The organism is Paenibacillus profundus, from assembly GCF_021369635.1.
Classification (GTDB): Bacteria; Bacillota; Bacilli; order Paenibacillales; family Paenibacillaceae; genus Paenibacillus_B; species Paenibacillus_B profundus.
Genome location: NZ_JAJNBZ010000016.1, coordinates 113390 through 135874 on the forward strand (window position 1 = coordinate 113390; position 22485 = coordinate 135874).

The 22485-nt window shown below is 49.0% G+C and carries 23 protein-coding genes and 1 tRNA gene; 19 read left to right on the top strand and 5 right to left on the bottom strand.

All coding sequences use genetic code 11. The features are described 5' to 3' along the window. Positions 1–7: 7 nt before the first annotated feature. Entirely contained in the window at positions 8–1030 is a 1023-nt protein-coding gene (locus LQV63_RS18500; protein WP_019422809.1) for a cytochrome d ubiquinol oxidase subunit II, read from the bottom strand. Continuing rightward, positions 1027–2391, bottom strand: coding sequence for a cytochrome ubiquinol oxidase subunit I (locus LQV63_RS18505; protein ID WP_233697837.1), 1365 nt, complete (start codon positions 2389–2391; stop codon positions 1027–1029). The genes LQV63_RS18500 and LQV63_RS18505 overlap by 4 nt, the downstream gene beginning before the upstream one ends. 508 nt (positions 2392–2899) lie before the next feature. On the opposite strand from LQV63_RS18505, the gene LQV63_RS18510 reads away from it, so the two are divergent. From LQV63_RS18510 to LQV63_RS18560, 11 genes are all read left to right on the top strand, one after another. Further along, a complete protein-coding gene (locus LQV63_RS18510; RefSeq protein ID WP_233697838.1) occupies positions 2900–4024 on the top strand; it encodes a methyl-accepting chemotaxis protein in 1125 nt (374 codons plus the stop codon). 129 nt (positions 4025–4153) lie between these two features. Beyond that, on the top strand, positions 4154–5158 hold the full coding sequence (locus LQV63_RS18515) for a PstS family phosphate ABC transporter substrate-binding protein (RefSeq protein ID WP_233697839.1): 1005 nt from the start codon (positions 4154–4156) through the stop codon (positions 5156–5158). 154 nt (positions 5159–5312) lie between these two features. Then, positions 5313–6239 carry a phosphate ABC transporter permease subunit PstC gene (gene pstC / locus LQV63_RS18520; RefSeq protein ID WP_233697840.1) on the top strand — a complete coding sequence of 309 codons (927 nt, stop codon included), beginning with the start codon at positions 5313–5315 and terminating at the stop codon, positions 6237–6239. A gap of 4 nt (positions 6240–6243) precedes the next feature. Continuing rightward, on the top strand, positions 6244–7119 hold the full coding sequence (pstA, locus tag LQV63_RS18525; protein ID WP_019422815.1) for a phosphate ABC transporter permease PstA: 876 nt from the start codon (positions 6244–6246) through the stop codon (positions 7117–7119). Positions 7120–7131: 12 nt separating this feature from the next. Next, positions 7132–7905 (top strand): phosphate ABC transporter ATP-binding protein PstB, encoded by a 774-nt coding sequence (gene pstB, locus LQV63_RS18530; RefSeq protein WP_019422816.1) that lies wholly within the window; start codon positions 7132–7134, stop codon positions 7903–7905. Positions 7906–8014: 109 nt separating this feature from the next. After that, the gene (gene phoU / locus LQV63_RS18535; RefSeq protein ID WP_019422817.1) at positions 8015–8674 is read left to right on the top strand and encodes a phosphate signaling complex protein PhoU; all 660 of its coding nucleotides are present in this window, start codon (positions 8015–8017) and stop codon (positions 8672–8674) included. Positions 8675–8797: 123 nt separating this feature from the next. Further along, positions 8798–11473, top strand: coding sequence for a DNA polymerase I (gene polA, locus LQV63_RS18540; protein WP_233697841.1), 2676 nt, complete (start codon positions 8798–8800; stop codon positions 11471–11473). A 61-nt stretch (positions 11474–11534) separates the two neighbouring features. Next, positions 11535–12365: a DNA-formamidopyrimidine glycosylase gene (gene mutM / locus LQV63_RS18545; RefSeq protein ID WP_233697842.1), complete on the top strand. Its 831-nt coding sequence runs from the start codon at positions 11535–11537 to the stop codon at positions 12363–12365. Positions 12366–12507: 142 nt separating this feature from the next. After that, positions 12508–13272: an MntP/YtaF family protein gene (locus tag LQV63_RS18550; RefSeq protein ID WP_233697843.1), complete on the top strand. Its 765-nt coding sequence runs from the start codon at positions 12508–12510 to the stop codon at positions 13270–13272. 113 nt (positions 13273–13385) lie between these two features. Then, a complete protein-coding gene (gene coaE, locus LQV63_RS18555; RefSeq protein ID WP_233697844.1) occupies positions 13386–13982 on the top strand; it encodes a dephospho-CoA kinase in 597 nt (198 codons plus the stop codon). Then, complete coding sequence (locus tag LQV63_RS18560; RefSeq protein ID WP_019422822.1) at positions 13979–14569, top strand: lytic transglycosylase domain-containing protein; 591 nt, start codon at positions 13979–13981, stop codon at positions 14567–14569. The genes coaE and LQV63_RS18560 overlap by 4 nt, the downstream gene beginning before the upstream one ends. A 60-nt stretch (positions 14570–14629) precedes the next feature. Here LQV63_RS18560 and LQV63_RS18565 read toward each other — a convergent pair whose 3' ends face one another. After that, positions 14630–14851: an alpha/beta-type small acid-soluble spore protein gene (locus LQV63_RS18565; protein ID WP_019422823.1), complete on the bottom strand. Its 222-nt coding sequence runs from the start codon at positions 14849–14851 to the stop codon at positions 14630–14632. A 124-nt stretch (positions 14852–14975) separates the two neighbouring features. Here LQV63_RS18565 and nrdR point away from each other — a divergent pair, with 124 nt between their 5' ends. After that, a complete protein-coding gene (gene nrdR / locus LQV63_RS18570; protein ID WP_019422824.1) occupies positions 14976–15452 on the top strand; it encodes a transcriptional regulator NrdR in 477 nt (158 codons plus the stop codon). Between the two features lie 98 nt (positions 15453–15550). Here nrdR and LQV63_RS18575 read toward each other — a convergent pair. Together LQV63_RS18575 and LQV63_RS18580 are read right to left on the bottom strand one after the other, a co-directional pair. After that, positions 15551–15626: transfer RNA gene (locus LQV63_RS18575), tRNA-Ala, on the bottom strand. 56 nt (positions 15627–15682) lie between these two features. Beyond that, the gene (locus LQV63_RS18580) at positions 15683–15949 is read right to left on the bottom strand and encodes a hypothetical protein (protein WP_233697845.1); all 267 of its coding nucleotides are present in this window, start codon (positions 15947–15949) and stop codon (positions 15683–15685) included. Positions 15950–16257: 308 nt separating this feature from the next. On the opposite strand from LQV63_RS18580, the gene LQV63_RS18585 reads away from it, so the two are divergent. The 7 genes from LQV63_RS18585 (at position 16258) to LQV63_RS18615 (ending at position 22396) form a co-directional block, all read left to right on the top strand. Continuing rightward, positions 16258–17169, top strand: a complete 912-nt coding sequence (locus tag LQV63_RS18585) for an AraC family transcriptional regulator (RefSeq protein WP_233697846.1) — start codon at positions 16258–16260, stop codon at positions 17167–17169. Between the two features lie 135 nt (positions 17170–17304). Beyond that, positions 17305–18279: an N-acetylglucosamine kinase gene (locus tag LQV63_RS18590; RefSeq protein WP_019422827.1), complete on the top strand. Its 975-nt coding sequence runs from the start codon at positions 17305–17307 to the stop codon at positions 18277–18279. A 75-nt stretch (positions 18280–18354) separates the two neighbouring features. After that, positions 18355–19665: a 6-phospho-beta-glucosidase gene (locus tag LQV63_RS18595; RefSeq protein ID WP_019422828.1), complete on the top strand. Its 1311-nt coding sequence runs from the start codon at positions 18355–18357 to the stop codon at positions 19663–19665. 219 nt (positions 19666–19884) lie between these two features. Continuing rightward, positions 19885–20286 carry a phage holin family protein gene (locus LQV63_RS18600; protein ID WP_233697847.1) on the top strand — a complete coding sequence of 134 codons (402 nt, stop codon included), beginning with the start codon at positions 19885–19887 and terminating at the stop codon, positions 20284–20286. Between the two features lie 485 nt (positions 20287–20771). Continuing rightward, positions 20772–21149 (top strand): cupredoxin domain-containing protein, encoded by a 378-nt coding sequence (locus LQV63_RS18605; RefSeq protein ID WP_233697848.1) that lies wholly within the window; start codon positions 20772–20774, stop codon positions 21147–21149. Between the two features lie 100 nt (positions 21150–21249). Further along, positions 21250–21678 (top strand): DUF86 domain-containing protein, encoded by a 429-nt coding sequence (locus LQV63_RS18610; RefSeq protein WP_019422831.1) that lies wholly within the window; start codon positions 21250–21252, stop codon positions 21676–21678. A gap of 82 nt (positions 21679–21760) precedes the next feature. Continuing rightward, the gene (locus LQV63_RS18615; protein WP_019422832.1) at positions 21761–22396 is read left to right on the top strand and encodes a helix-turn-helix transcriptional regulator; all 636 of its coding nucleotides are present in this window, start codon (positions 21761–21763) and stop codon (positions 22394–22396) included. Positions 22397–22485: the final 89 nt, after the last annotated feature.

Below are 22485 nucleotides of genomic sequence, written 5' to 3' on the forward strand. Positions count from 1 at the left end.
TCCTCCTTTAAGCCTTGGTTTTGTTGCCTTTCACATAGTTCGCATCGAACAGGAACAAGCGAAGCAGCAAGAACAATGACGGTATCAGTATAAGCAAGCCCAGTATGAATACGACGATTAGCGCGGTCGCCATCGAAGGATTCGTAATGCTGTCGTGGATGTTGACGTACGGATAAAGCACATATGGCAGATGGGCTTTTCCGTAACCGAACCAGGCGAATCCGAACTGCAGAACGACGCAAGCGAACGCCCAGCCATAATTGCGGCGTTTCCAGACGCAGAAGACTGCAATGAGGAAGAACAAGAACGACAGAATGAACATCCATGCATTCGACACCATGTTGTTAAAGTGATCTAAGTTATGTCCTCGAATCGCATAGAATACGAACAAGCTAGCCAGAATCGTCGGTGTAGACCAGAATAAGGCATATTTGCGCACGACTTCGAGCGCTGCGCTGTCCTCTGCTTTCGCAGCGTAGTATGTCAAGAACATAGCTGAAATGTACAACACGCTCACGAGGGCAAGCAGGATAACGGAATACGGATAAATGTTCGTAAACAGTTTCCCGAAGGCGAATGTGATGGAGCCTCCCTGTTCCGTAATATATCCGCCTTCCGAGACGGCCAGCACCGTCGACAATGCCGCGGGGATGAGCCATCCGCTGACACCGTACAAGAACATATAGACACGGTTGTTCTTGAAGCCGTATGTGCTGAACGCATAATAAGAACCGCGAATCGCCAGCAGTATTGTCGCCAAGCTTCCCGGGACAAGCAGTGCCGTACCGTAGTAATAAGCGGCATCCGGGAAAAATCCGACCAGTCCGACATAGAAGAAGATGAGAAAGACGTTCGTCACTTCCCAGACCGGAGACAAATAGCGTTCGATGACATTGTTGATAATATGGCGCTTGCCTGTAATGGAGCTTACATAGCTGAAAAATCCAGCGCCGAAATCAATCGACGCCACGATGAGATAGCCGAACAGAAATATCCAAAGCACCGTAATTCCTAGCAGTTCGTAACTCATATCTTCGTGCCTCCTTCAATCCCGAGCGCAGCAATTTCCTCTTCTGCAGGATTGTCCTTGAACATCCGGATCAGGACTCTAATCGCGGTCAGAGTAAGTACGGCATAGAGCAAGGCGAACAGCCATAGCATCGTATCGACGTGGTTCGATGTCGTCGCGCCTTCGGCTACCGTCATGACCTTCCATAAAATCCATGGCTGACGGCCGATCTCCGCGAACATCCAACCGGATTCGATAGCCATAACCGCCAGCGGCGCGCCAATGACGATGGCCCAGAGCAGCATACGGCTAATCGGCTTGCCTGTCTTGCGCTTCCGGCGTTGCCATATGACGTACCAGAGTGCGACAAGCGTCAAATAGATACCAATGAACACCATGGAATCAAAGAAATAATGCGTTGGCCGCAGCGGCGGAAGCTCGTCTGGCGGAACTTCGTTCAAGCCTTTCACAACCGTATCCGGTGTGCTTCCGGCCAGAATGCTGAGCGCAAATGGAATTTTGATTGCAAATTTGACTTCATTCTCTTCCGTTAAAATGCCGCCGAGAATGAGCGATGCTTTATCTGTCGTCTCAAAGTGCCATTCGGCCGCCGCGAGCTTCTCGGGCTGATATTCATGCAAATATTTTCCGGACAAATCCCCAATAAGGGCGGAAGCAAGCGCAAAGACAAGCGCCGAAGTCATCGTCAGACGCAACGCCTTCTTGTAGTACGTATGATTGCGGCCGCGCAGCATCGCAATCGCTGCAATCGCCGCAATCGCCGCCAGCAGAAAGGCGGACGTGACGTATGCCGTGACGAGCACGTGGCTGACCTTCGTCGGCATAGCCGGGTTGAACATGGCGAGCAGCGGTTGGATATTTGTCATTTGACCTTCTACCATATCGAATCCGCGCGGCGCATTCATGAATGCGTTCACGGTAGTAATGAAGAACGCCGATGCGGAAGAGCCAATGGCAACCGGGATAAGCAACAGGAAGTGAACCATCCGGTTTTTGAAGCGATCCCAGGTATACAAGTAAATCCCCAAGAAAATCGCCTCTACGAAGAACGCGAATGTCTCCATGAACAGTGGCAGTGCGATGGCTTGACCGGCAACACGCATGAAGTTCGGCCATAACAGACTGAGCTGCAGGCCAATAGCTGTACCGGTAACGACGCCAACGGCTACCGTCACGGTGAATCCGCGTGCCCAACGGCGTGCCATCAACAGATAGTGCGGATCATTCCGCTTGATGCCTATCCACTCGGCAAGAGCGATAATGAGCGGCACACCGACGCCAATCGTGGCGTAAATAATGTGCACAAACAGCGTAAGTCCCGTCAAAATACGGCTGAACAGGACTGGATCGTAGTTGAACATGTTCTCTATCACTCCTCAATGAACAATGAATGAACGCTTAATTGCGCCGCTTCTTGGAATACTTCGTGATTAACGGGACTTTTTAAAAGAAGCGTCGGATAAAAGATAAGAGCATGATGGCGCCTACCGCAAAACTGACGATAATGAGCATCTTTTCCTGTTTTTTTATTCGATCGGCTTGTTTGTTATCGGATTCCATCACGAAACCTCCTTCGATTTGTTAATAAAAATGAGCGGTTCCGCCTTAAATTGTGATCTATATCATTGCTTATTTATATATTAAACAAATAATGTGATTCATTTCACAACAAATGTGAATGGGTGATGAACAAGATGTTACAAAAGTTTGTCTATACCTAATTCGCACAATAAATGTAAAATAAAGCTCGTTATTTCACAAACCAAGATGATTTACAATATCTTAACTTTTACAAAACAGAACATTTACAATCCCGTGCTACATTGGGACTTAGGGCGGAATTCAGGACTATAGTAGGGGTGAAGCTTCATGATAACGAAGGTTGGTACGACCCAGCGAACTCAAGAGGAACCGCAACAGCGGCTCGTAACAAACGAATATGATGACCTCATACGACAAGCACCCATTATTCAAGCGGGCACGACGATTGAAGAAGCGGAACATCAATTTCGCCGCGATCCTTTTCTTCTGTGTCTCATAGTAGGGAACGATAGGAAGCAGCCGATTGGCATCGTCATGCGGGAACGATTCCATGAATTTATGAGCAAACGCTTCTCGCCGGCATTGTTCTATGAGAAGCCGATTACGCGGCTTATGGATGGTAATGCATTGATCGTAGAGTGGGGGACGGATACGGGAGAATTGTTGGATCTTGCAGCGGCGCGGCCGGAAGAGCGGATGTATGACAGCATTGTCTTCACCCGCAATCAAGAGTATACCGGCATTCTTTCCTCGAAGCAGTTATCGCTATTGTCCAGTCGAATCCGTACGAATTCCAAACGCAAGGAAAAGGAAGTGGTAACTTCGACGCTCAGAGCGCTCGATACGATTCGCAATGAGGCGGAGCATGTTCGCGAAGCGGCGGCAGACGGGAAATGGCATGCCGACCGAATGATAGAAGAAACGACGACAGGAAAGACGGTGCTCGACAATGTAGCTGCCTCATTTCATCAGGTCGTCGCAGAGGTGGGCGGACAAGCGCAGCAGACGAAGCTGCTGAAGGAGCATACTGAAGCGGTGGCTCAAGCGGTCGGTGTCATCCGAAGTTGGTCCGACTCCTGCCATATGCTCGCGTTAAATGCTTCTATAGAAGCGGCGCGTGCCGGTGAGCACGGCAGAGGATTTCAAGTGGTGGCGTCAGAAGTGCGGAAGCTGGCTACGCTCACCAAGTCAGCAACCGGACAAATTGAAGCTACGCTCAATCAGATGACAGACGCTTTAAATCTAACGATTCAAGCAAGCGAGCATACGAATAAGGAAGTGCAAACGACCTTATCGGGCCTTACGACCGCAGTCAAGCAATTTGAGCAGCTGTCCCGGGCGATCGTGGACAACCGCCACAGGTTGGAGCAAGCGGATGCTTATGCGATGCGCATGTTAGATACCGCACATGATGCGTACAGACAATTAACGACAATGTCAGACCGTCCATAAATATTTTACACTGCGTTTACAAAATACAAAAACAGGCTTAACAAACAAGCTTTAAGATACAAAGTGTAAGACGAAAACGAAAAAACGAAATGATTAAAAAAGCGAACCAATCAAAAGGAGTGGATACACTTGAAAAAATGGGGAAAACAAATCATGCTGCTAACGCTTGTTGCAGCGTTAACCGTAGTGCTGGCGGCATGCGGAGGCAAAAAAGAAGATACGAGCGCTAACTCTGGAAACACAGCAACAGAAAACACGACGAACGGTTCGACATCGGAAACAGCAAGCCCTGAGAAGTTGTCCGGAACGATTGATATAGACGGTTCCAGCACAGTATATCCGATTACGGAAGCAATGGCTGAGGAATTCGGCAAAGAGCATGGCGAAGTACGCGTATCGGTAGGAACGTCGGGCACCGGCGGCGGCTTCAAACGCTTCATTAATGGCGAAACGGCTATCAGCAACGCTTCCCGTCCGATTAAGGAGAAAGAAGCAGCTTCTGCGAAGGAAAAAGGCATTGAGTACTTGGAATTGATGGTTGCCTACGATGGTTTGTCGATTGTCGTCAATAAAGACAACGATTGGGTCGACAAAATTACAATCGATGAATTGAAGAAAATTTACGAACCGAATTCTAAAGTGAAGACGTGGGCGGACGTGCGTGCAGGCTGGCCTAATGAAGAAATTAAAATTTACTCGCCAGATGCCAACCATGGAACATTTGACTACTTCACCGAAGAAATCAATGGCAAAGCGCAAGAAAGCCGTAATGACAAGCAAGTGACGTTCAGCGCAGACACGAACGCCATTGTACAAGGAGTCGCAGGCGACAAGAACTCTATCGGATATTTCGGATATTCCTACTTCGAAGAGAACCAAGACAAGCTGAAGCTCATCCCGGTTGACAACGGTACTGCTACAGTAGCGCCTTCCCAAGACACGATTAAAGACGGCAGCTATTCGCCATTGTCCCGTCCATTGCTCATCTATGTGAACAAGAAGCACATGGAGAAGGCAGAAGTGAAATCATTCGTTGAATATTACTTGCAAAATGTCGGCAGCATCGCCAAAGAAGTCGGCTATGTAGCACTTCCACAAGAAAAATATGACGAGCAATTGAGCAAGTTGAAATAATTAGATTCGTCTAAATGTATGTGAATGCACGTAAGACTAGCATCATACAACCTGCAGCAAATGTGATGTCTCTCCATACGGAAGGTTTGGGACATCACATTTTCACGAAGATAATGTTAACGAATTGTAAAAGAAGTAAAGAGAGGTTAAGACGATGCAGGGTAATCTCCCGCAACAAGAGACAACGATGTCCTTTAAAAACAAAAGAGCGCATATATCGGACAAAATCGTTCCGATTGTGCTGTTTATGTGCGCAGCCCTGTCGGTACTGACCACGATCGGGATCGTATACACACTCTTTTCTGAAACATTCTCTTTCTTTAAAACTGTAAATATATCAGAATTTCTGTTCGGCACGAAATGGAGCCCGCTTATTGAACCGAAATCGTTCGGTATATTGCCGCTGCTGGGCGGTACTCTGATGGTGACGGTCATCGCCTGCCTCGTTGCTATTCCAATCGGCCTTGCGAGTGCGATTTATTTAAGCGAATATGCGCCGACACGCGTTCGCAAAATCGTCAAGCCGGTGCTCGAGGTGCTTGCCGGTATTCCGACGATTGTGTACGGATACTTCGCCTTGTCGTTCGTCACGCCGTTAATTAAGAGCATCTTCCCAGATGTGGGCGTGTTCAACGCATTGAGTGCGGGGCTTGTCGTTGGAATTATGATCATTCCGATGGTGTCGTCGCTGTCCGAGGATGCGATGATGGCGGTGCCGCGGAGCTTGCGTCATGGCGCGTATGCACTAGGTGCGACGCGCTTTGAAGTAGCGCTCAAAATTGTCGTTCCGGCCGCGTTTTCCGGCATCGTGTCCTCCGCTGTATTGGCCTTCTCCCGTGCCATCGGAGAGACAATGATTGTGACGGTTGCAGCCGGGGCTACACCGCAGCTGACGTTGAACCCGCTTGAGAGCATTCAGACGATGACGGCATACATCGTTCAGGTCAGCATGGGTGATACGCCGCACGGCTCGATAGAGTACGGTACGATCTTCGCCGTCGGGATGACGCTCTTTGTCATTACGTTCTTGCTGAATATTGTCGCTCAGTGGGTCGCAAGACGGTTCAGGGAGGAGTACTAAACGAATGAGTATTTTACAAGATGCTAACCGTAAACAAATCAGCAATCGCCGTAAAGTCGATATGACGCTTCATATTTTATTTCTCATAGCAACATCCATCGGTATTATCGCTTTGATGGCCTTGCTCATTCAAATTATGATGGACGGTTTATCCCGTCTCAATCTGGAGCTGTTCACGAATTACCCGTCGCGGATGGCTGCCAAAGCCGGGATGAAATCGGCCATTGTCGGTTCCATTTATATGGTGCTCATTATGGCTCCCATCTCCTTCATACTCGGCGTAGGAGCGGCGATCTATCTGGAGGAATATGCGAAGAAGAGTGCGTTCACGCGCTTGATTCAATTAAATATCAGCACATTGGCCGGCGTGCCCTCAATTGTGTACGGAATTCTCGGATTGACGATCTTCGTACGCGGGCTGGCTCTGGAGCGCAGCTTGTTGTCCGGTGCGCTGACGATGACGCTGCTCGTGCTGCCGATTATTATCGTATCCGCTCAAGAGGCGATTCGAGCCGTGCCGAAAGCGCGCAGAGACGCATCCTTCGCGCTTGGCGCCACGAAATGGCAGACGGTATCGCGATCAGTGCTGCCTTCCGCGATCTCAAGTATTTTGACCGGTGTCATTCTGGCACTGTCGCGGGCTATCGGCGAGACCGCGCCGCTTGTCATGATAGGCGCCCTCACGTTTGTCGCTTTCCTTCCGGAGAGCATTATGGATCAGTTCACAGTCATGCCGATTCAAATTTTCAACTGGGTATCGAGACCGCAATTGGCCTTCCACGAATTGGCGGCTGCGGGCATTATCGTTCTGTTGGCACTGCTTATCATCATGAACATCTCTGCGGTGATGCTGCGCAACAAATATCAGAAAAACGTGTAAGGAGACGATCGCATGAGCACAGCAACTGCCTTAAAAACATTAATCGACATTCGCGACTTAGACCTCTACTACGGTACTTACCATGCTTTGAAGAAAGTGTCGATGACGATTCCGGAAAAAGCGGTGACGGCGTTCATTGGCCCTTCCGGCTGCGGTAAATCAACGCTTCTGCGCACGCTGAACCGCATGAATGATATGATCATCGGCACGCGCATTGAGGGCAAGGTTGAAATTGCCGGTACGGACATATACAGCAATGAAGTGGACGTAGAAACATTGCGCAAGAAGGTCGGCATGGTGTTCCAGCAGCCGAATCCGTTCCCGAAGTCGATTTACGATAATATTGCCTACGGCCCGCGTCTGCATGGCACCCGCAGCAAATCGCAGCTGGATGAAATTGTGGAGCAAAGCTTAAAGCAGGCGGTGCTGTGGGACGAAGTGAAGGATTACTTGAAGCGCTCGGCGTTCAGTCTATCTGGCGGTCAGCAGCAGCGCCTCTGCATTGCGCGCGCCCTGGCGGTGAACCCTGACATCCTGCTGATGGATGAAGCCACATCCGCGCTCGATCCGATATCTACACTTAAAATCGAAGAGCTTGTTCAAGAATTGAAGCATCGTTATACGATTGTCATGGTTACGCACAATATGCACCAAGCTGCGCGCGTGTCGGACCAGACGGTATTTTTCTTAAACGGTGAAGTGGTGGAATTCGATAATACGGAAACCCTGTTCTCCAATCCGAGCGACAAGCGCACGGAGGACTACATTACGGGACGTTTCGGATAAAAGAGGCAGTTCAATAATTCCCCTTTTGATCACGAAGCATCTCAAGATGTCACTTAGCATCGAAAAGGGTCATTTTTGAACACGCATGAAAAGGGAGAGTGGGTGAAGCATGATTAAGCGCAAGGAATTTGACTTGGCTTTGAATGAGCTCAGCAGGCTGCTAGAAGAGATGGGGCAGCGTGTCGAACGAGCCTTATCCGAGTCAATTGAGTCCTTGAAGACGATGGATGCAGTACGCGCCAAGCATATCATATCTGAAGATGTGGAATTGAACCAACTCGAAGAGAAAATTATCGACCTCGGTTCAAGACTTATATTGACACAGCAGCCGGTCGCGAAAGATTTGCGCCGCATCCTCGTCGCCTTCCGCATTTCGAATGACCTGGAGCGGATGGGCGACTTGTCTATCGACGTGGCGAAGGTGGTGCTGCGCATGGATGGACAGACGCTAATCAAGCCGCTTATCGATTTGCCGCGTATGGCGGAAATCGTGCAGCAGATGATAACGGACTCCATTCAATCCTATGTGCGGGAAGATGTGAATCTAGCTTATAAAATGGCGAAGGAAGACGACCAGGTTGATCAACTGTACAGCCAAATTTTCCGCGAGCTGTTAAGTTATGTTGTAGAGAACCCGCAGAACGCTTCCCAAGCGATGCTGCTTACGTTCGTAGGGAGGTATATCGAACGGATTGCAGACCACGCGACGAACATCGGTGAAGCGGTTGTCTATCTGGTTACGAACGAGCGTCCTGATCTGAATAATTAATCATTGCAACCGATCGGAGAAAGACCCGATCGGTTGTTGTCGTCTAGGGCGAGACTGATTTCCTTTTCTGGTCTAGGCTATGCTATCATGTTAGCAAGAGAATGGATTGAGGTGCTTTGTATCATGGAAAAATGGATCGTTATCGACGGTAACAGCATTATTTATCGAGCTTTTTTTGCAATGCCCCCACTGACGAATTCGCAAGGTTTACATACGAATGCCGTGTACGGCTTTACTACGATGCTGCTACGCATATTGGAAGAAGAACGTCCGACGCATATGCTCGTTGCATTCGATGCAGGCAAGGAGACGTTCCGCCACGGCGACTACCAAGACTATAAAGGCGGACGCGAGAAGACACCACCTGAATTGTCCGAGCAATTTCCTCTATTGAAAGAATTGTTGACCGCAATGGGTATTTCCCATTTTGAACTTAAAGGATATGAAGCGGATGATATTATCGGCACGCTGACGCGTCAAGCGGATGAATCGGGGCAATCCATGTCTGTCGTAACGGGCGATAAGGATATGCTGCAGTTGGCTTCTGAGCATGTCACCGTTCTGCTGACGAGAAAAGGCGTGACAGAGATTGAGAAGTACACTCCAGCAGCCATAGAGGAGAAGTATGGGCTTGCGCCGCTGCAAATTATCGATATGAAGGGCCTGATGGGCGACACGTCCGACAACATTCCGGGTGTCCCTGGGGTTGGTGAGAAGACGGCGCTGAAGCTGCTGCATCAATTCGGCAGTGTGGAAAGCGTACTTGAGCATGTTGATGAGCTGAAAGGCAAGATGAAGGAGAACATTACGAACCATGCCGAGGATGCGCGCCTCAGCAAGAAGCTGGCGACGATCTTTCGGGAAGTGCCTTTGGATAAGGAATGGGAAGAGATGGCTTTTTCAGGCTTGAAGGGAGATACCGCCATTCCAGCGTTGAAGAAGCTTGAGTTCAAATCGATCATCGAGCGTATTGAGAAGATCGGCATGGTGGATGGCTCTTCAGTTGCCGAGCCTGCTGTTGCCGATGATTCACTGTCAGCCGAGAAGCTGAATGTTCGTCTGGTGGACGACAACTGGGATGAATTGAAGCAAGCGCTGGACGAGGCAGATACGTTCATCGTGGAATCTCACGGCGACAATCCGCATCAGGCGGATCTTATCGGCATGCTGATTGCCTATGAGGAAGGAAGCTGGTTCCTGACTAAGGAGCAGCTGCTAAGCGAAGAGGCCGGAGCGATACGCGAGTGGCTGGGTGACGGGAGCAAGTTGAAGAACGGATATGACATGCACTACGCCGAGCTTGTGCTGCACTGGACAGGCATACCGTTTGCGGGATCAGGCTTTGACGTGCAGTTAGCTTCTTATGTGCTGAATCCGGACGATGCGACGGCTACATTGCAGGCGGTGGCAGAGAAGAACGGCTTGCCCGCAAGCCCAAGCGATGAGGATGTATATGGAAAAGGGGCCAAGTTCCGTGTGCCCGAGCTTCAGCAAGTGGCCGAGCATAGCGCGCGCAAGGGAGCGCTCGTGCGTCGGTTAAAGCCGCTTATGGAGAAGACGCTGCACGAGCAGGAGATGGATCGCCTCTATTACGAGCTGGAATTGCCGCTATCTAAAGTGCTGGCTCAGATGGAGAAGACAGGTATTAAAGTGAAGATTGAGAGCTTGCAGCAGCTAGGCGAGCAGTTCAGCGAGCAGATTGAAACGACGATGAAGCGCATTTACGTGTTGGCTGGCACCGAATTCAACATCGGTTCGCCGAAGCAGTTGGGTGAAATTCTGTTCGACAAGCTCGGACTTCCGGTCATGAAGAAGACGAAGACCGGATATTCGACCGATGCGGAAGTGTTGGAAAAGCTAGAACCGTATCACGACATCATTCCGCTCATTTTACATTACCGTCAGATGGCGAAACTGCAATCGACTTATATTGAAGGTCTGCTGAAGGAAGTGCGCAAGGAGACAGGCAAGGTCCATACGTATTTCCGTCAGACCATTGCGGCTACAGGCCGCTTAAGCAGTCAATACCCGAACTTGCAGAACATTCCGATTCGGTTGGAGGAAGGACGCAAGATTCGTCAAGCCTTCGTACCATCGGAACAGGGCTGGCATATTGTTGCTGCCGACTATTCCCAGATAGAGCTCCGCGTTCTAGCCCATATATCGGGTGATGAGAAGTTGAAGGAAGCGTTTCTTCATGATATGGATATCCATACGAAGACAGCGATGGACGTGTTCGGCGTAAGCCCGGATGAGGTGGATGCCAACATGCGCCGTCAAGCGAAGGCGGTCAACTTCGGGATTGTATATGGCATTAGCGATTATGGGCTCTCTCAGAACTTGAATATTACGCGCAAGGATGCCGCAAGGTTTATCGAGCAGTACTTTGCCGTCTTCCAAGGCGTTAGACAATATATGGACGATATCGTCGTACAAGCGCGTCAGGACGGTTATGTGAAGACGCTGCTTGAACGGAGAAGGTATTTGAAAGATATCACGGCGTCGAATTACAATCTGCGTTCGTTCGCCGAACGCACCGCGATGAACACGCCAATTCAAGGTACCGCAGCAGATATTATTAAGCTTGCGATGGTGCAAATGGATGAGCGCCTGCGGGAACAGGGCTTGCAGAGCCGAATGCTCCTGCAGGTGCACGATGAATTGGTGTTCGAAGTGCCGCCTGATGAACTTGATACGATGACGAAGCTTGTGCCGGAAGTAATGGAGCAAGCATTACAGCTTGCCGTACCGCTGCGAGCGGACGTGAATTCAGGTGAAAACTGGTATGAATCCAAGTAAAATTCACGATTTCCACATATCCGGGATATTTTCGGTATAATGGACATCGAGGTGATATATTATGCCGGAATTACCGGAAGTAGAAACAATCAAACGAACGTTAAACACATTGGTCACGGGGAAGAAGATCGAACGGGTCACCGTATCCCTCGCTCGGATTATTCAGCGGCCAGCCGATATAGATCAATTTTGTGACGCATTATGCGGACATACGGTACAGCAGGTTGAGCGCCGCGGGAAATTTCTGCGCATTCTGCTCGACGATCTCGTACTCGTCTCCCATCTTCGCATGGAAGGACGCTACGGCGTCTTTGCATCGGACGAGCCAGTGGAGAAGCACACGCACGTCATTTTTCATTTTGACGACGGTACTGAGCTGCGATACAAGGATGTCCGCCAGTTCGGGACGATGCATTTGTTCAAGCCGGATGAAGAATGGATGCTGCCGCCGCTTCATAAGCTAGGAGTAGAGCCTTTGTCCGATGGCTTCACCGTTGAGCAGTTCGCGGCGGCCATGCGCAAGCGGCGCAGCTATATTAAGCCTGTTTTGCTTAACCAGCACGTTGTCGTGGGCATCGGGAATATCTATGTGGATGAGGCGCTGTTCCGCGCTGGAATTAATCCGCTCCGTCCTGCCGATCAATTGTCGGACGAGGAGTATGCCTGCTTGCATGAAGCGATTATCGCTACGCTCCAGGAAGCGGTGGAGGCGGGCGGCTCCTCTATCAAGTCGTACGTGAACGGACAAGGTGAGATGGGGATGTTCCAGCACCAACTGCAAATGTACGGCCGGGAAGGCCAGCCTTGCATTCATTGCGGTACCATTATAGAGAAGACCGTGGTCGGCGGGCGTGGCACGCATTACTGCCGATTGTGCCAAAAACAATCATAACCCGCTGAACGTTGAGCTGATGAAGTGATACAGCTTGCGTATGCACTCTTATCCGCTCCTGCCCATATGATGGATGTATATCATCGGTGGCCTCCGATATGCGCTATCGCTGTCGGTGTCCGCCAGGCGGGGAGGAACTGGGTTGCTCATTCAAGTAGCGTCTATGCTGGTATTGGCCTTTGCGCTAAGCTTGGACAGCTTCGGAGTAGGAATGACATACGGGTTGCGCAAACTTCGCATCCCTTGGACGTCGATCGTCATTATTTCATTATGCTCTGGATTGGTCATTTTGGTGTCGATGCAGGTCGGCGCCCTGCTCGTTCAATACGTTTCCGCATCAATTGCACAGTGGATTGGCTCCGTCATCTTAATCGGAATTGGATGCTGGGCGATTGTGCAGCTGCTGCGATCGCGTGCGGGCGACATCGCTGACATCGCTGTAATCTCGTCAGCAACTTGTGATGAGAGTAGAGGCAGCCATGTCCGGACGAAGAAAGAAGGCTGCGGCAACGATACGGCCGGAGCTTTGAATCCAGATACAGCCGATTCGAATCCGGAACCGCGGCCCGTCTTCCGCATCCAATTGCGGAGTCTCGGCCTTGTCATTCAGATTTTGCATACGCCTAGCGCTGCGGATATGGATCGTTCCGGTACGATAAGTTCCTCGGAAGCGGCATGGCTGGGCGTCGCTTTGTCTCTGGACGCGTTCGGCGCAGGAATTGGAGCGGCCTTGCTCGGTTATCCGCCATTCGCTACAGCGCTTATCATCGCGTTGTTCAGCGGCACTTTTTTACGAATCGGGTTACAAGTGGGCATCGCTTGCGCTCAATTCAGCTGGATTGGGAAATTGACGTTCATACCGGGGTTGATGTTAATTATGATGGGGATTATAAAGCTGTTCTCCTAGAGGTTGTTCAAAAAGTCCCCTTTTGATTTACAAAGCATCTTTTTGAACATGAACGCTTAGGAAACTTTTACAGATGTGAATGAAGTACAGCAAAATATAAACGAGGTGAAAGCATGAACATCGGATTAACCGGCGGGATAGCGTCGGGGAAAAGCACCGTCTCTAACCTGCTTGTGGAACGGGGCGCTCTGCTTGTTGATGCTGATCGGATTGCCAGGGAGGTTGTCCTTCCTGGCAGCCCCGTTCTGGACAAGATTGCGGAGCTGTTCGGAACGGACATGCTTCTTGAGGACGGCTCTTTAGACCGCAAGCGGTTGGGGGAGGTCGTATTCGCTAGCGAGGAGCAGCGCAAAGTGCTGGAGGGAGTTACTCATCCGGCCATCCGGCATGAAATGATAGCACAAATAAGCAGGTTGGAAGGGGAGTACCCTGATAAGCTCGTTGTGGTGGACGTGCCGTTGCTATACGAATCGGGTCTGACGGAAATGTTTGAATCTGTAGTCGTTGTATATGTTCCGAAGGAAATCCAACTTCAGCGCCTCATACAGCGGGATGGAATTGACGCGGTACAAGCGGAGCGCCGATTGCAGTCGCAATGGGACATTGAAGAGAAGCGCACGCTTGCCGATGTCGTCATTGATAACAGTCAAGGACTTGAATATACGGAGCAGCAAGTTGAACGTTTCTGGTCGCAGAAAGGATTGTTATGAACCGTGTTATGAAGGTTCTGCGCAAGAAAAGAGTGTTGTTGTCGCTTTTCTTGGGCTTGTTGTTTATATTGTTCGTTCAATCCCAATGGTTGGGGCGTTGGATGTATCCGATTCCATACGAGAACGAAATACGCAAGCATGCGGCAAAGTATAAGGTTGACCCGCTTCTCGTGGCGGCGATCATTCGAGTGGAAACGAATTTCCAAGCCGGGCGTGAATCCCGTAAAGGAGCGATTGGCGTCATGCAGCTTATGCCTGAAACAGCAACCTGGGCGATGGAACAGTTACAGTTGCAGAGGCACTGGACGATGGATGAGCTGAAGAACGAGGTTGATCCCAGCATTCATTTAGGAACGTGGTATTTAAATTCCCTGTACAAGCAATTCAACGGAAATTGGATTGCTGCCATTGCCGCATACAATGCGGGTCCAGGAAATGTGAACAAATGGATGCGAACGCAAGTGTGGGACGGCCAATATGAAACAGCCAAAAATCAAATACCATATGGAGAAACGAAGTTGTATGTTCAACGAGTCATCCATTATTATGATAAATATAAAGATATTTATCCGACACCATTGAAATGACAAAGAAGCATCGGACGAGCCGATGTTTAAATCACCGCTTGAGCCGATGCTTCTTCTAACTTATTTGTATTGACCTGCAAGTTGTTGCTCAGCCATTTGTACGAGACGTTTCGTGATGTATCCACCGATCGAGCCGGTGTCACGAGTCGCCATGTTGCCATAGTACCCGTCTTGCGGGATGGCAATACCCAATTCTTGAGCGATCTCGAACTTCATTTGCTCGAGTGCTGCCGTTGCTTGTGGTACAACCAGGTTGTTGCTGGAACGATTGTTTTGGCTCATATCTATTCACCTCCTTGCGGTTGGTAATTGTATTGTGCGCATTCTTGTAAAGTTCATTACAGGTAACGATTGGGATTTTCATCAAATTGATTAAACATCAGGCGTAAAGGACGGAGGAAATGAAATGAAGTGCCCCTATTGCGATCATTTAGGAACCAAGGTGCTCGATTCTCGTCCGGCGAATGATAATAAGTCTATTCGCCGCAGGCGTGAGTGCGAGCTGTGCAGCCGACGCTTCACAACATTTGAGATGGTAGATGAGACGCCTCTTATCGTCATTAAGAAAGGCGGGAGCCGGGAGGAGTTCAGCCGGGACAAGATGCTGCGCGGGCTCATTCGGGCATGCGAAAAGCGGCCGGTATCGGTAGAACGGCTGGAGATGATTGCTTCGGAAGTGGAGAAGCAGCTGCGCAATACGGCGCACGCCGAAGTGGAGAGCCGCATTATCGGCGAGCTGGTAATGGAGCAGCTGTATCCGGTTGATGAGGTCGCTTATGTCAGATTTGCGTCCGTATACCGGCAATTCAAAGACATTAATATGTTCATGAAGGAATTGAATCATTTACTATCCAAAAATTCTTTGGGAGAACATCAAGAATAACAACAAATGTAAGAACCCGAGGAAGCTGGGGTTCTTTTTTTGTAAGCAAACACAAAAAAGACACCTCGTTAAGAGATGTCATCGAGTATAACATGGATTGGTGGAGCCAAGGGGGCTCGAACCCCTGACCTCTTCGCTGCCAGCGAAGCGCTCTCCCAGCTGAGCTATGGCCCCGTTCACCTGTTATATTGTACCATGCACAGTATTAAAAATGCAATAGGACAATTTTCTTATTCAGCAAGCATTTCAGGTAAATTCACTTGGCTGTCAATTTGATCCGCGAATCGATTCAAGCATTTGCAAATAAAGTCTTTCCGGCAAATCGGACAAGGAATCGTCAGTAAACGGCTAATGCTTTTCTCGCCATGGTTATAGAACACACGGCACAGCGTACCATCTTGCAGCTTCACTTTTACCTGATAAAGATTTTCGGAATCGTTGCGTTCGATTAACGTTTTTTCCTTTACAATCGGTTCATAGGTCACGTTTCGTTTCACCTGCATCCTTAAATTTTTCGCAAGTAACATATTATGTTTTTTGAGTGTCTTTGTCAATTTAAATTATAACATCCTGGAGGCAAAGTTATTACTGACGGATTATTGAATACGTGAGAAAATACGAAAAACGAAGGAAAAAGTCGTAAACCACGTATTGGCATATTTTTTTGCAGTGCAGTTTGCCATGCAAGTCTCGAATAGGTCTCACCCATTTATACCCGGCGGAAATTGCGGTCATCCGTATTTTTTGTTGTAATGGATATATGAGAATGCGATGAGTCTTGCAGGAGGGAGGGTATCAAGTAGTTATGGAACTTTTCAATGAGACAGAATGGATGACCCGAACGGACACACCACAGACCATCATCCGTGATCTTATTAATTTGCCGGATTCATTTCCGTTCATGGCCGCAACAACAGAAGGTGTCAGTCCCGGCTCTCAGCGATTGCATTGGCACCGGGAACTGGAGATTAATTACATTCGCAGAGGCCGGGGGTTTTATTTAATCAATGGGGTGAAGTATCACTTTCAGGAAGGGGACATTTTACTAATTAACGCTCATGACCTGCATCGCGCCTTCGAAACGGACAACCTTACGATGGACGTGTTCATGTTCGACCAGGCACTTCTCGCCATGGAGCTCCGTTATGATCACGATGTGTTGCGTCCATTTCGCGAAATGGGCGTACAGTTTACGAACCTGCTAAGCCGACAGCATCCTGCAATTCCGCAGCTTGTCGATATTTTGCAGGATATTACGCTTGAGATGGACCGGAGAGACGCTTCCTATCCTTCTGTGGTTCACGCGCAATTGACCCGATTTCTCGCATTGGTGAACCGTCATTTTTCCGTATCGGATGCCAATCCCGCACCTGTCAAGCATCGTGGCATGCATGCGCTCAAAGAAGTTATCCGTACGATGGAGCTGCATTTATCTTACCAATGGACATTGAAGCAGCTTGCGGATTTGGCTCATCTGAGTCCTTCTCGTTTTAGCGCATTGTTCCAACAGGCTGTCGGCACTTCGCCGCTTGACTACCTTATCCAGCTGCGCTTGACCCATGCGGCTCATTTATTAGAATCCTCAGACGAGAAGATAATTGATGTCGCAGAAGAATGCGGCTTTCGAAATTTATCCAACTTCAATCGCTTGTTCAAGCAGCATTACACAATGTCACCCAGTGAACTTCGTCAGCAAAGACAATTGAATAAACAGTAAGATTGTATTAGTTTTTGCGAAATTAGTAGTAGTCTATCTTTGAAAAAAAGGTGTAAGGTAACTATAAAGCGTTGTATGCGCATTCAGCGATTGTTGCAGGGGCGCCGAACAAAACCAGAGATAGGAGAGGAACTGATGAGCATCTACTTGGGAGTGGACGCTGGAGGCAGCAAAACACACGCCCTACTAATTGACGCACATGGAAATGTATTAGGTAAAGGATTGGCCGGCAACGGCAATCATCAGATCCACCGTGACATTGCCGCGCGCAATATACGCCTTGCTTGTGACGCGGCACTTGAATCGGCCAATCTGACTAAGGACGACGTTACGTTTGCCTATTTCGGGCTTGCCGGTGCAGATCGGGAGCCGGATTACACGATTTTGCGTCCGATGATTGCGGAGCTTGGCTATGAACGCCATGCCATTGCGTGTGACACGATGATCGGAATGCGAGCAGGCACGAACCGTCCGTACGGTGCGGTTATCATTAGCGGATCGGGCTTCAACAGCGCTGCTCGCAACCGGAATGGGCAGGAGCTGCAATACGGCGGTTTCGGTCATATGTACGGCGACGGCTTCGGCGCAGGCTCGAGCTTGGCTGTATTAGCGTTTCGTGCGGTCATTCGCGCATGGGACGGACGAGGAGAAGCGACGAAGCTGACCCCAATTATACTTGAACAGTTGGGCTACAGCTCAGTGGATGAGATGTATACCGATGTGCTGGATAACGTTCAATCTGTCCCCAGGGACCTAGTGAAAGCACTGTTCCTAGCGGCGGCAGAGGGAGATGCTGTGGCGCTCCGCATATTGGAGGAGGAAGGTACAGAGCTCGGCAATGCCGTTAACGCGCTCATACGACGCCTTCACATGACAGAGGCAGCCTTTGATGTTGTTCTGATCGGCAGCGTATTGACGCGGGGACAAGGGCCGTATTTTATTGAAGCCATCAGCCGTATGGTGAAGACGGCTGCGCCATACGCTCGTTGCGTGCGACTCGAAGCGGATCCGGTCATCGGAGCAGTGCTCAGTGCAATGGATGAAGACGGCATGACGATCAGTCCGGAATTGGACGCTCGTCTGAAATCATTCGCTTTTCATGAAGGCTAAGCTTTACCTCAAAGTTAAAGCGATTATCTTTCGATTATCATTATCAATTTGTATTGAAATGAGGAGGTCTTTGCAATGGGAGAACAAGCAGGCTTGAAAGTAGCAGTCATCGGTGGCGGTTCCTCTTATACGCCGGAAATTGTAGAAGGATTTATTAAAAATTATGAACAAATGCCGATTCGCGAGCTATGGCTCGTCGACATTGAAGCAGGCAAGCATAAGCTCGACATCGTAGGCAATCTTGCCAAACGCATGGTGAAAGAAGCGGGCGTGCCGATCGATGTGCATTTGACGTTGGAACGCGAACGCGCGATTGAAGGCGCTGACTTCGTGACCACTCAGATGCGTGTCGGCTTGCTAGAGGCGCGCAAGCGCGATGAGCATATCCCAATCATGCACGGTGTTATCGGACAAGAGACGACTGGCCCGGGCGGAATGATGAAGGCGCTGCGCACCATTCCAGTACTTCTGGACATTTGCCGCGATATTGAGCGCTTAGCCCCAGAGGCATGGATGCTGAACTTTACGAATCCTGCCGGAATCGTGACGGAAGCGGTGACAAAGCATAGTCGTGTTCGCTCAATCGGCCTGTGCAACTCACCGATTAATTTCAAGAAATTCTTGGCGGAACAATACGGTGTAACCGAAGCCGAAGTGCTGCCTGAATTTGTCGGTATCAACCATCTGCACTGGGTCACTTCCGCAGCGGTGAAAGGGGTAGAGAAACTGCCGGAGCTGCTGGATGGCGGCAAAACTTATACAGCAACGAACGTGCCGACTCTAGGATGGGATGCTGAGTTCCTGCGATCACTAGGAGCCATTCCGACGTATTATTTGAAATATTTCTACATGACCGATGTTATGTTCGACGAAATGCAGGAAGCGTTATCGAAGGACGGCACGCGTGCCGATGTCGTCAGCCGCGTTGAAGCGGAATTGTTCGAACTGTACAAAGACGAATCGCTGCGCGTAAAGCCGAAGCAGCTTGAACAGCGTGGTGGAGCCTATTATTCGGAAGCGGCCGTTAACCTGATGAATTCGCTCTACACGGATAAACATGATATTCAAACGTTGAACGTGTCCAACGGCAATACTTATGATTTCTTGCCTGCGGATGCAAGCATCGAGGTGAATTGCGTCGTAACGGCGCAAGGACCGATTCCGCTGCCGCCAAGACGGGTGCCAGAGCATATTAAAGGATTGCTGCATGCGGTGAAGACTTATGAGCAGTTGACCATTGAAGCGGCGGTCAGCGGCGACCGCGGCATAGCACTGCAAGCGATGGTTCATCATCCGTTAGTTCCTTCGGTATCGGTAGCCAAGACGCTCTTGGATGAGATGCTGGAAGCGAATCGGGCTTACTTGCCGCAATTTTTCAAATTATAAAAATAGTTAATATAGTCGAGAAGACCTTGCAGATTGGTTGTGGGCAATAATATCCAGGTTACTTGGGTTGCTGCACGATTATGCGAGGTCTTTTTTTTGTTGTGAGAAGCATGCATCTACCACGCTTTCACATGTAAGTTGACGTAGTATACGTGCCGACACCATGTGGACAAGGACACGCATACAATAGAATATCCCGCGTTAGAGGAGGATACGTCTATGAGATTGATCGTTATTAACATCATCTGCGGGGTATGCGGCATCGTATTGGCATTTTTATTCGGAGTGTGGAGTCATTTGCTCACTTTATTTATGGTAGCGATAGCGATAGATTATATTTCCGGTATCGCCGCATCGCTAAAACAAAATAAAGGATTAAGCAGTAGGGTCGGTTTTTGGGGCCTTGCCAAAAAAGGCTTGATGCTGCTTATCGTCACATTGGCTCATCACATGGACATGCTGTTCGGGACAAGCTGGATCAAAGACGGAACCATCAGCTTTTATCTTGCGAACGAGCTCATTTCCATTACTGAGAATTATGCACGACTAGGCTTGCCGCTCCCTCCAAAAGTAAAAAGCATCATCGCTTCTTTAAAATCGGATTCCAATGAACCTAAATAAGCTGTCATGATGACGCAACCAACTATTGCAGACATGATGGGACTGTGAGTTCACCAGCTCCAACTCATCATGTCTTGTTAATTTCTTATGGCGACAATACCTAAACGTGGCGAGAAAAAATGTGTGGGTCAATCGATGTGTATTGCAGTGACTCCCTCCCTCTGGAACTGGAGCTAACATTCAGATTGATAAGGCCAAGAGTCGTCGAAGCGCTCTTTTGTTCACTCTCCCCATGATTCAGACTGCGCAAGGAACATAATAGCCCAGGATCTGAAGGTATAAGAAACGGGCCTTATCAGAGGTGATCTCAAGCTTTATTGAATGAAAAAGGAATTACTTACATAATCTAACCTCATTTCGTTCAATGTTTCGTCACAAATTGGAAAAATGATTCCGAAATATTCAAGTTTATATTGAGAGAAATAGGAAACATTTTGTAATATGTAAGGTGATGATTGTAACTGACAAAGGGGCGTAGAGCAGTTATGCAGAAATGGACGATGTTCATATTGTTCAGCGTCGCGTGCTTGTTTGCCGCCGGATTGATGCTGTTCAACATGCCGCAACCTGAAGCAGAGGAAGCAGCTCCGGAAGGTGTTCAGCTTGTTAAGATCGTAGCGACCAATGATTTTAAGTTCGACCAAGCGGAATATAAGGTTAAAGCCGGGGAGAAAGTTCGCTTGAAGCTAGTGAACAAATCCGGTTTCCATGGAGCAGGCATTAAAGATTTCGACATCGATCTCAAGGATGGTCAGATGGAGAAAGACGTCGTGTTCGACAAGCCAGGAAAATATGAAATTCATTGTTCTGTCATGTGCGGCACGGGTCACGACGATATGAAATCTTTTTTGGTCGTTGAATAAACCAAGCTGAATGGACAAGAGAAGGGGCTTTCAGCTCCTTTTTTTGTGTCTGAATGCGCACGAACCAATATATATCCAACATCGAAGGAGGATCCAGAATATGTACTATGTCAATACAGAGCAAATTGATGAGCGGTTAACGTTCATTCCAAAAGTCGTTCAAGCTGTAACTGAAATTAATAATCGTTGGGATGGAAGTTTATACGCGTCCTTCGCGCAGGAACGGGCACTGCATATCGCCATTGAGATTGTGACGGATGTCGGCAGTTTGTTAATTGACGGCTTTCTCATGCGGGATGCGAGCAGCTATGAAGATATCGTCGATATTTTGGTTCAGGAGCAGGTCGTATCTTCTTCGCATCACGACTCCCTTCTCCGATTGGTGCGCCTGCGTCGAGCGTTGGTGCAGCATTACACGGAGTGGGAACGAAATGACATCCATCCAGTGCTGCTGGAGCTCCCGGACATGCTACCGGAATTCGGAGAATCAGTCCTGCGGTTCATTGCCAAGGAAATGCATCTTGCCTAAAGTTGGCGTGTCCTTGTTGTCTATACGAACATGATACGTTACAATGACGATACGATGACAACCAAGGTTAAGGTGGTTAAAATTGAAACAACCGGAACGTAAAGTGACAACGCGTCAGAAGCTGCTTACTTTGCTGAAGACGAATGGCTCCATGTCCGTGGCCCAGCTCGCGAAGGAGCTTGGTATGACAGAGATGGGCGTCAGAAGACATCTTTACGCGATGCAGCAGGAGCATTTGCTAGTGACGGACATGGTTCGCCAGCCCATGGGCAGGCCTTTGCAAATGTACCGCCTTTCTGATAACGGGAACGAGCGGTTCCCGAAGCAATATCATCAATTGATACTTGATTTGTTGAAGGAAATGGAATCATGGCAGGAGAAAAATGGGGTACAGCGCCTATTTGAAGGACGGAAGCAATCGCTTTTGGAAAAATACGCTCCACAGCTCAGTCAGAAATCGTTCGACGAACGTGTGCAGGCTCTGGGCAACATTCAAGATATGAACGGATATATGGTGGAAACGGAGCCGGTAGATGACGGCAGCTGGCTGCTTCATGAGTACAACTGTCCGATAGCCCAGGTGACTCAACTATATAAAGAACCGTGCGCGTGTGAATTGGCGTTGTTTCGCGATTTACTGGAAGCTGATGTGGAACGAACGGAGTGCTTGGCTGAGCAAGGACAGCGTTGTACTTATCGAATTAAGCGGCGGTTATAAAAAGAAAGTTATAAAAAGAAAGCCGGGATTCAATTTGAAGTGCTCCCTGTCAAGTAGACAGTGTAAAAAACAAAAATCGTTGGTTTATT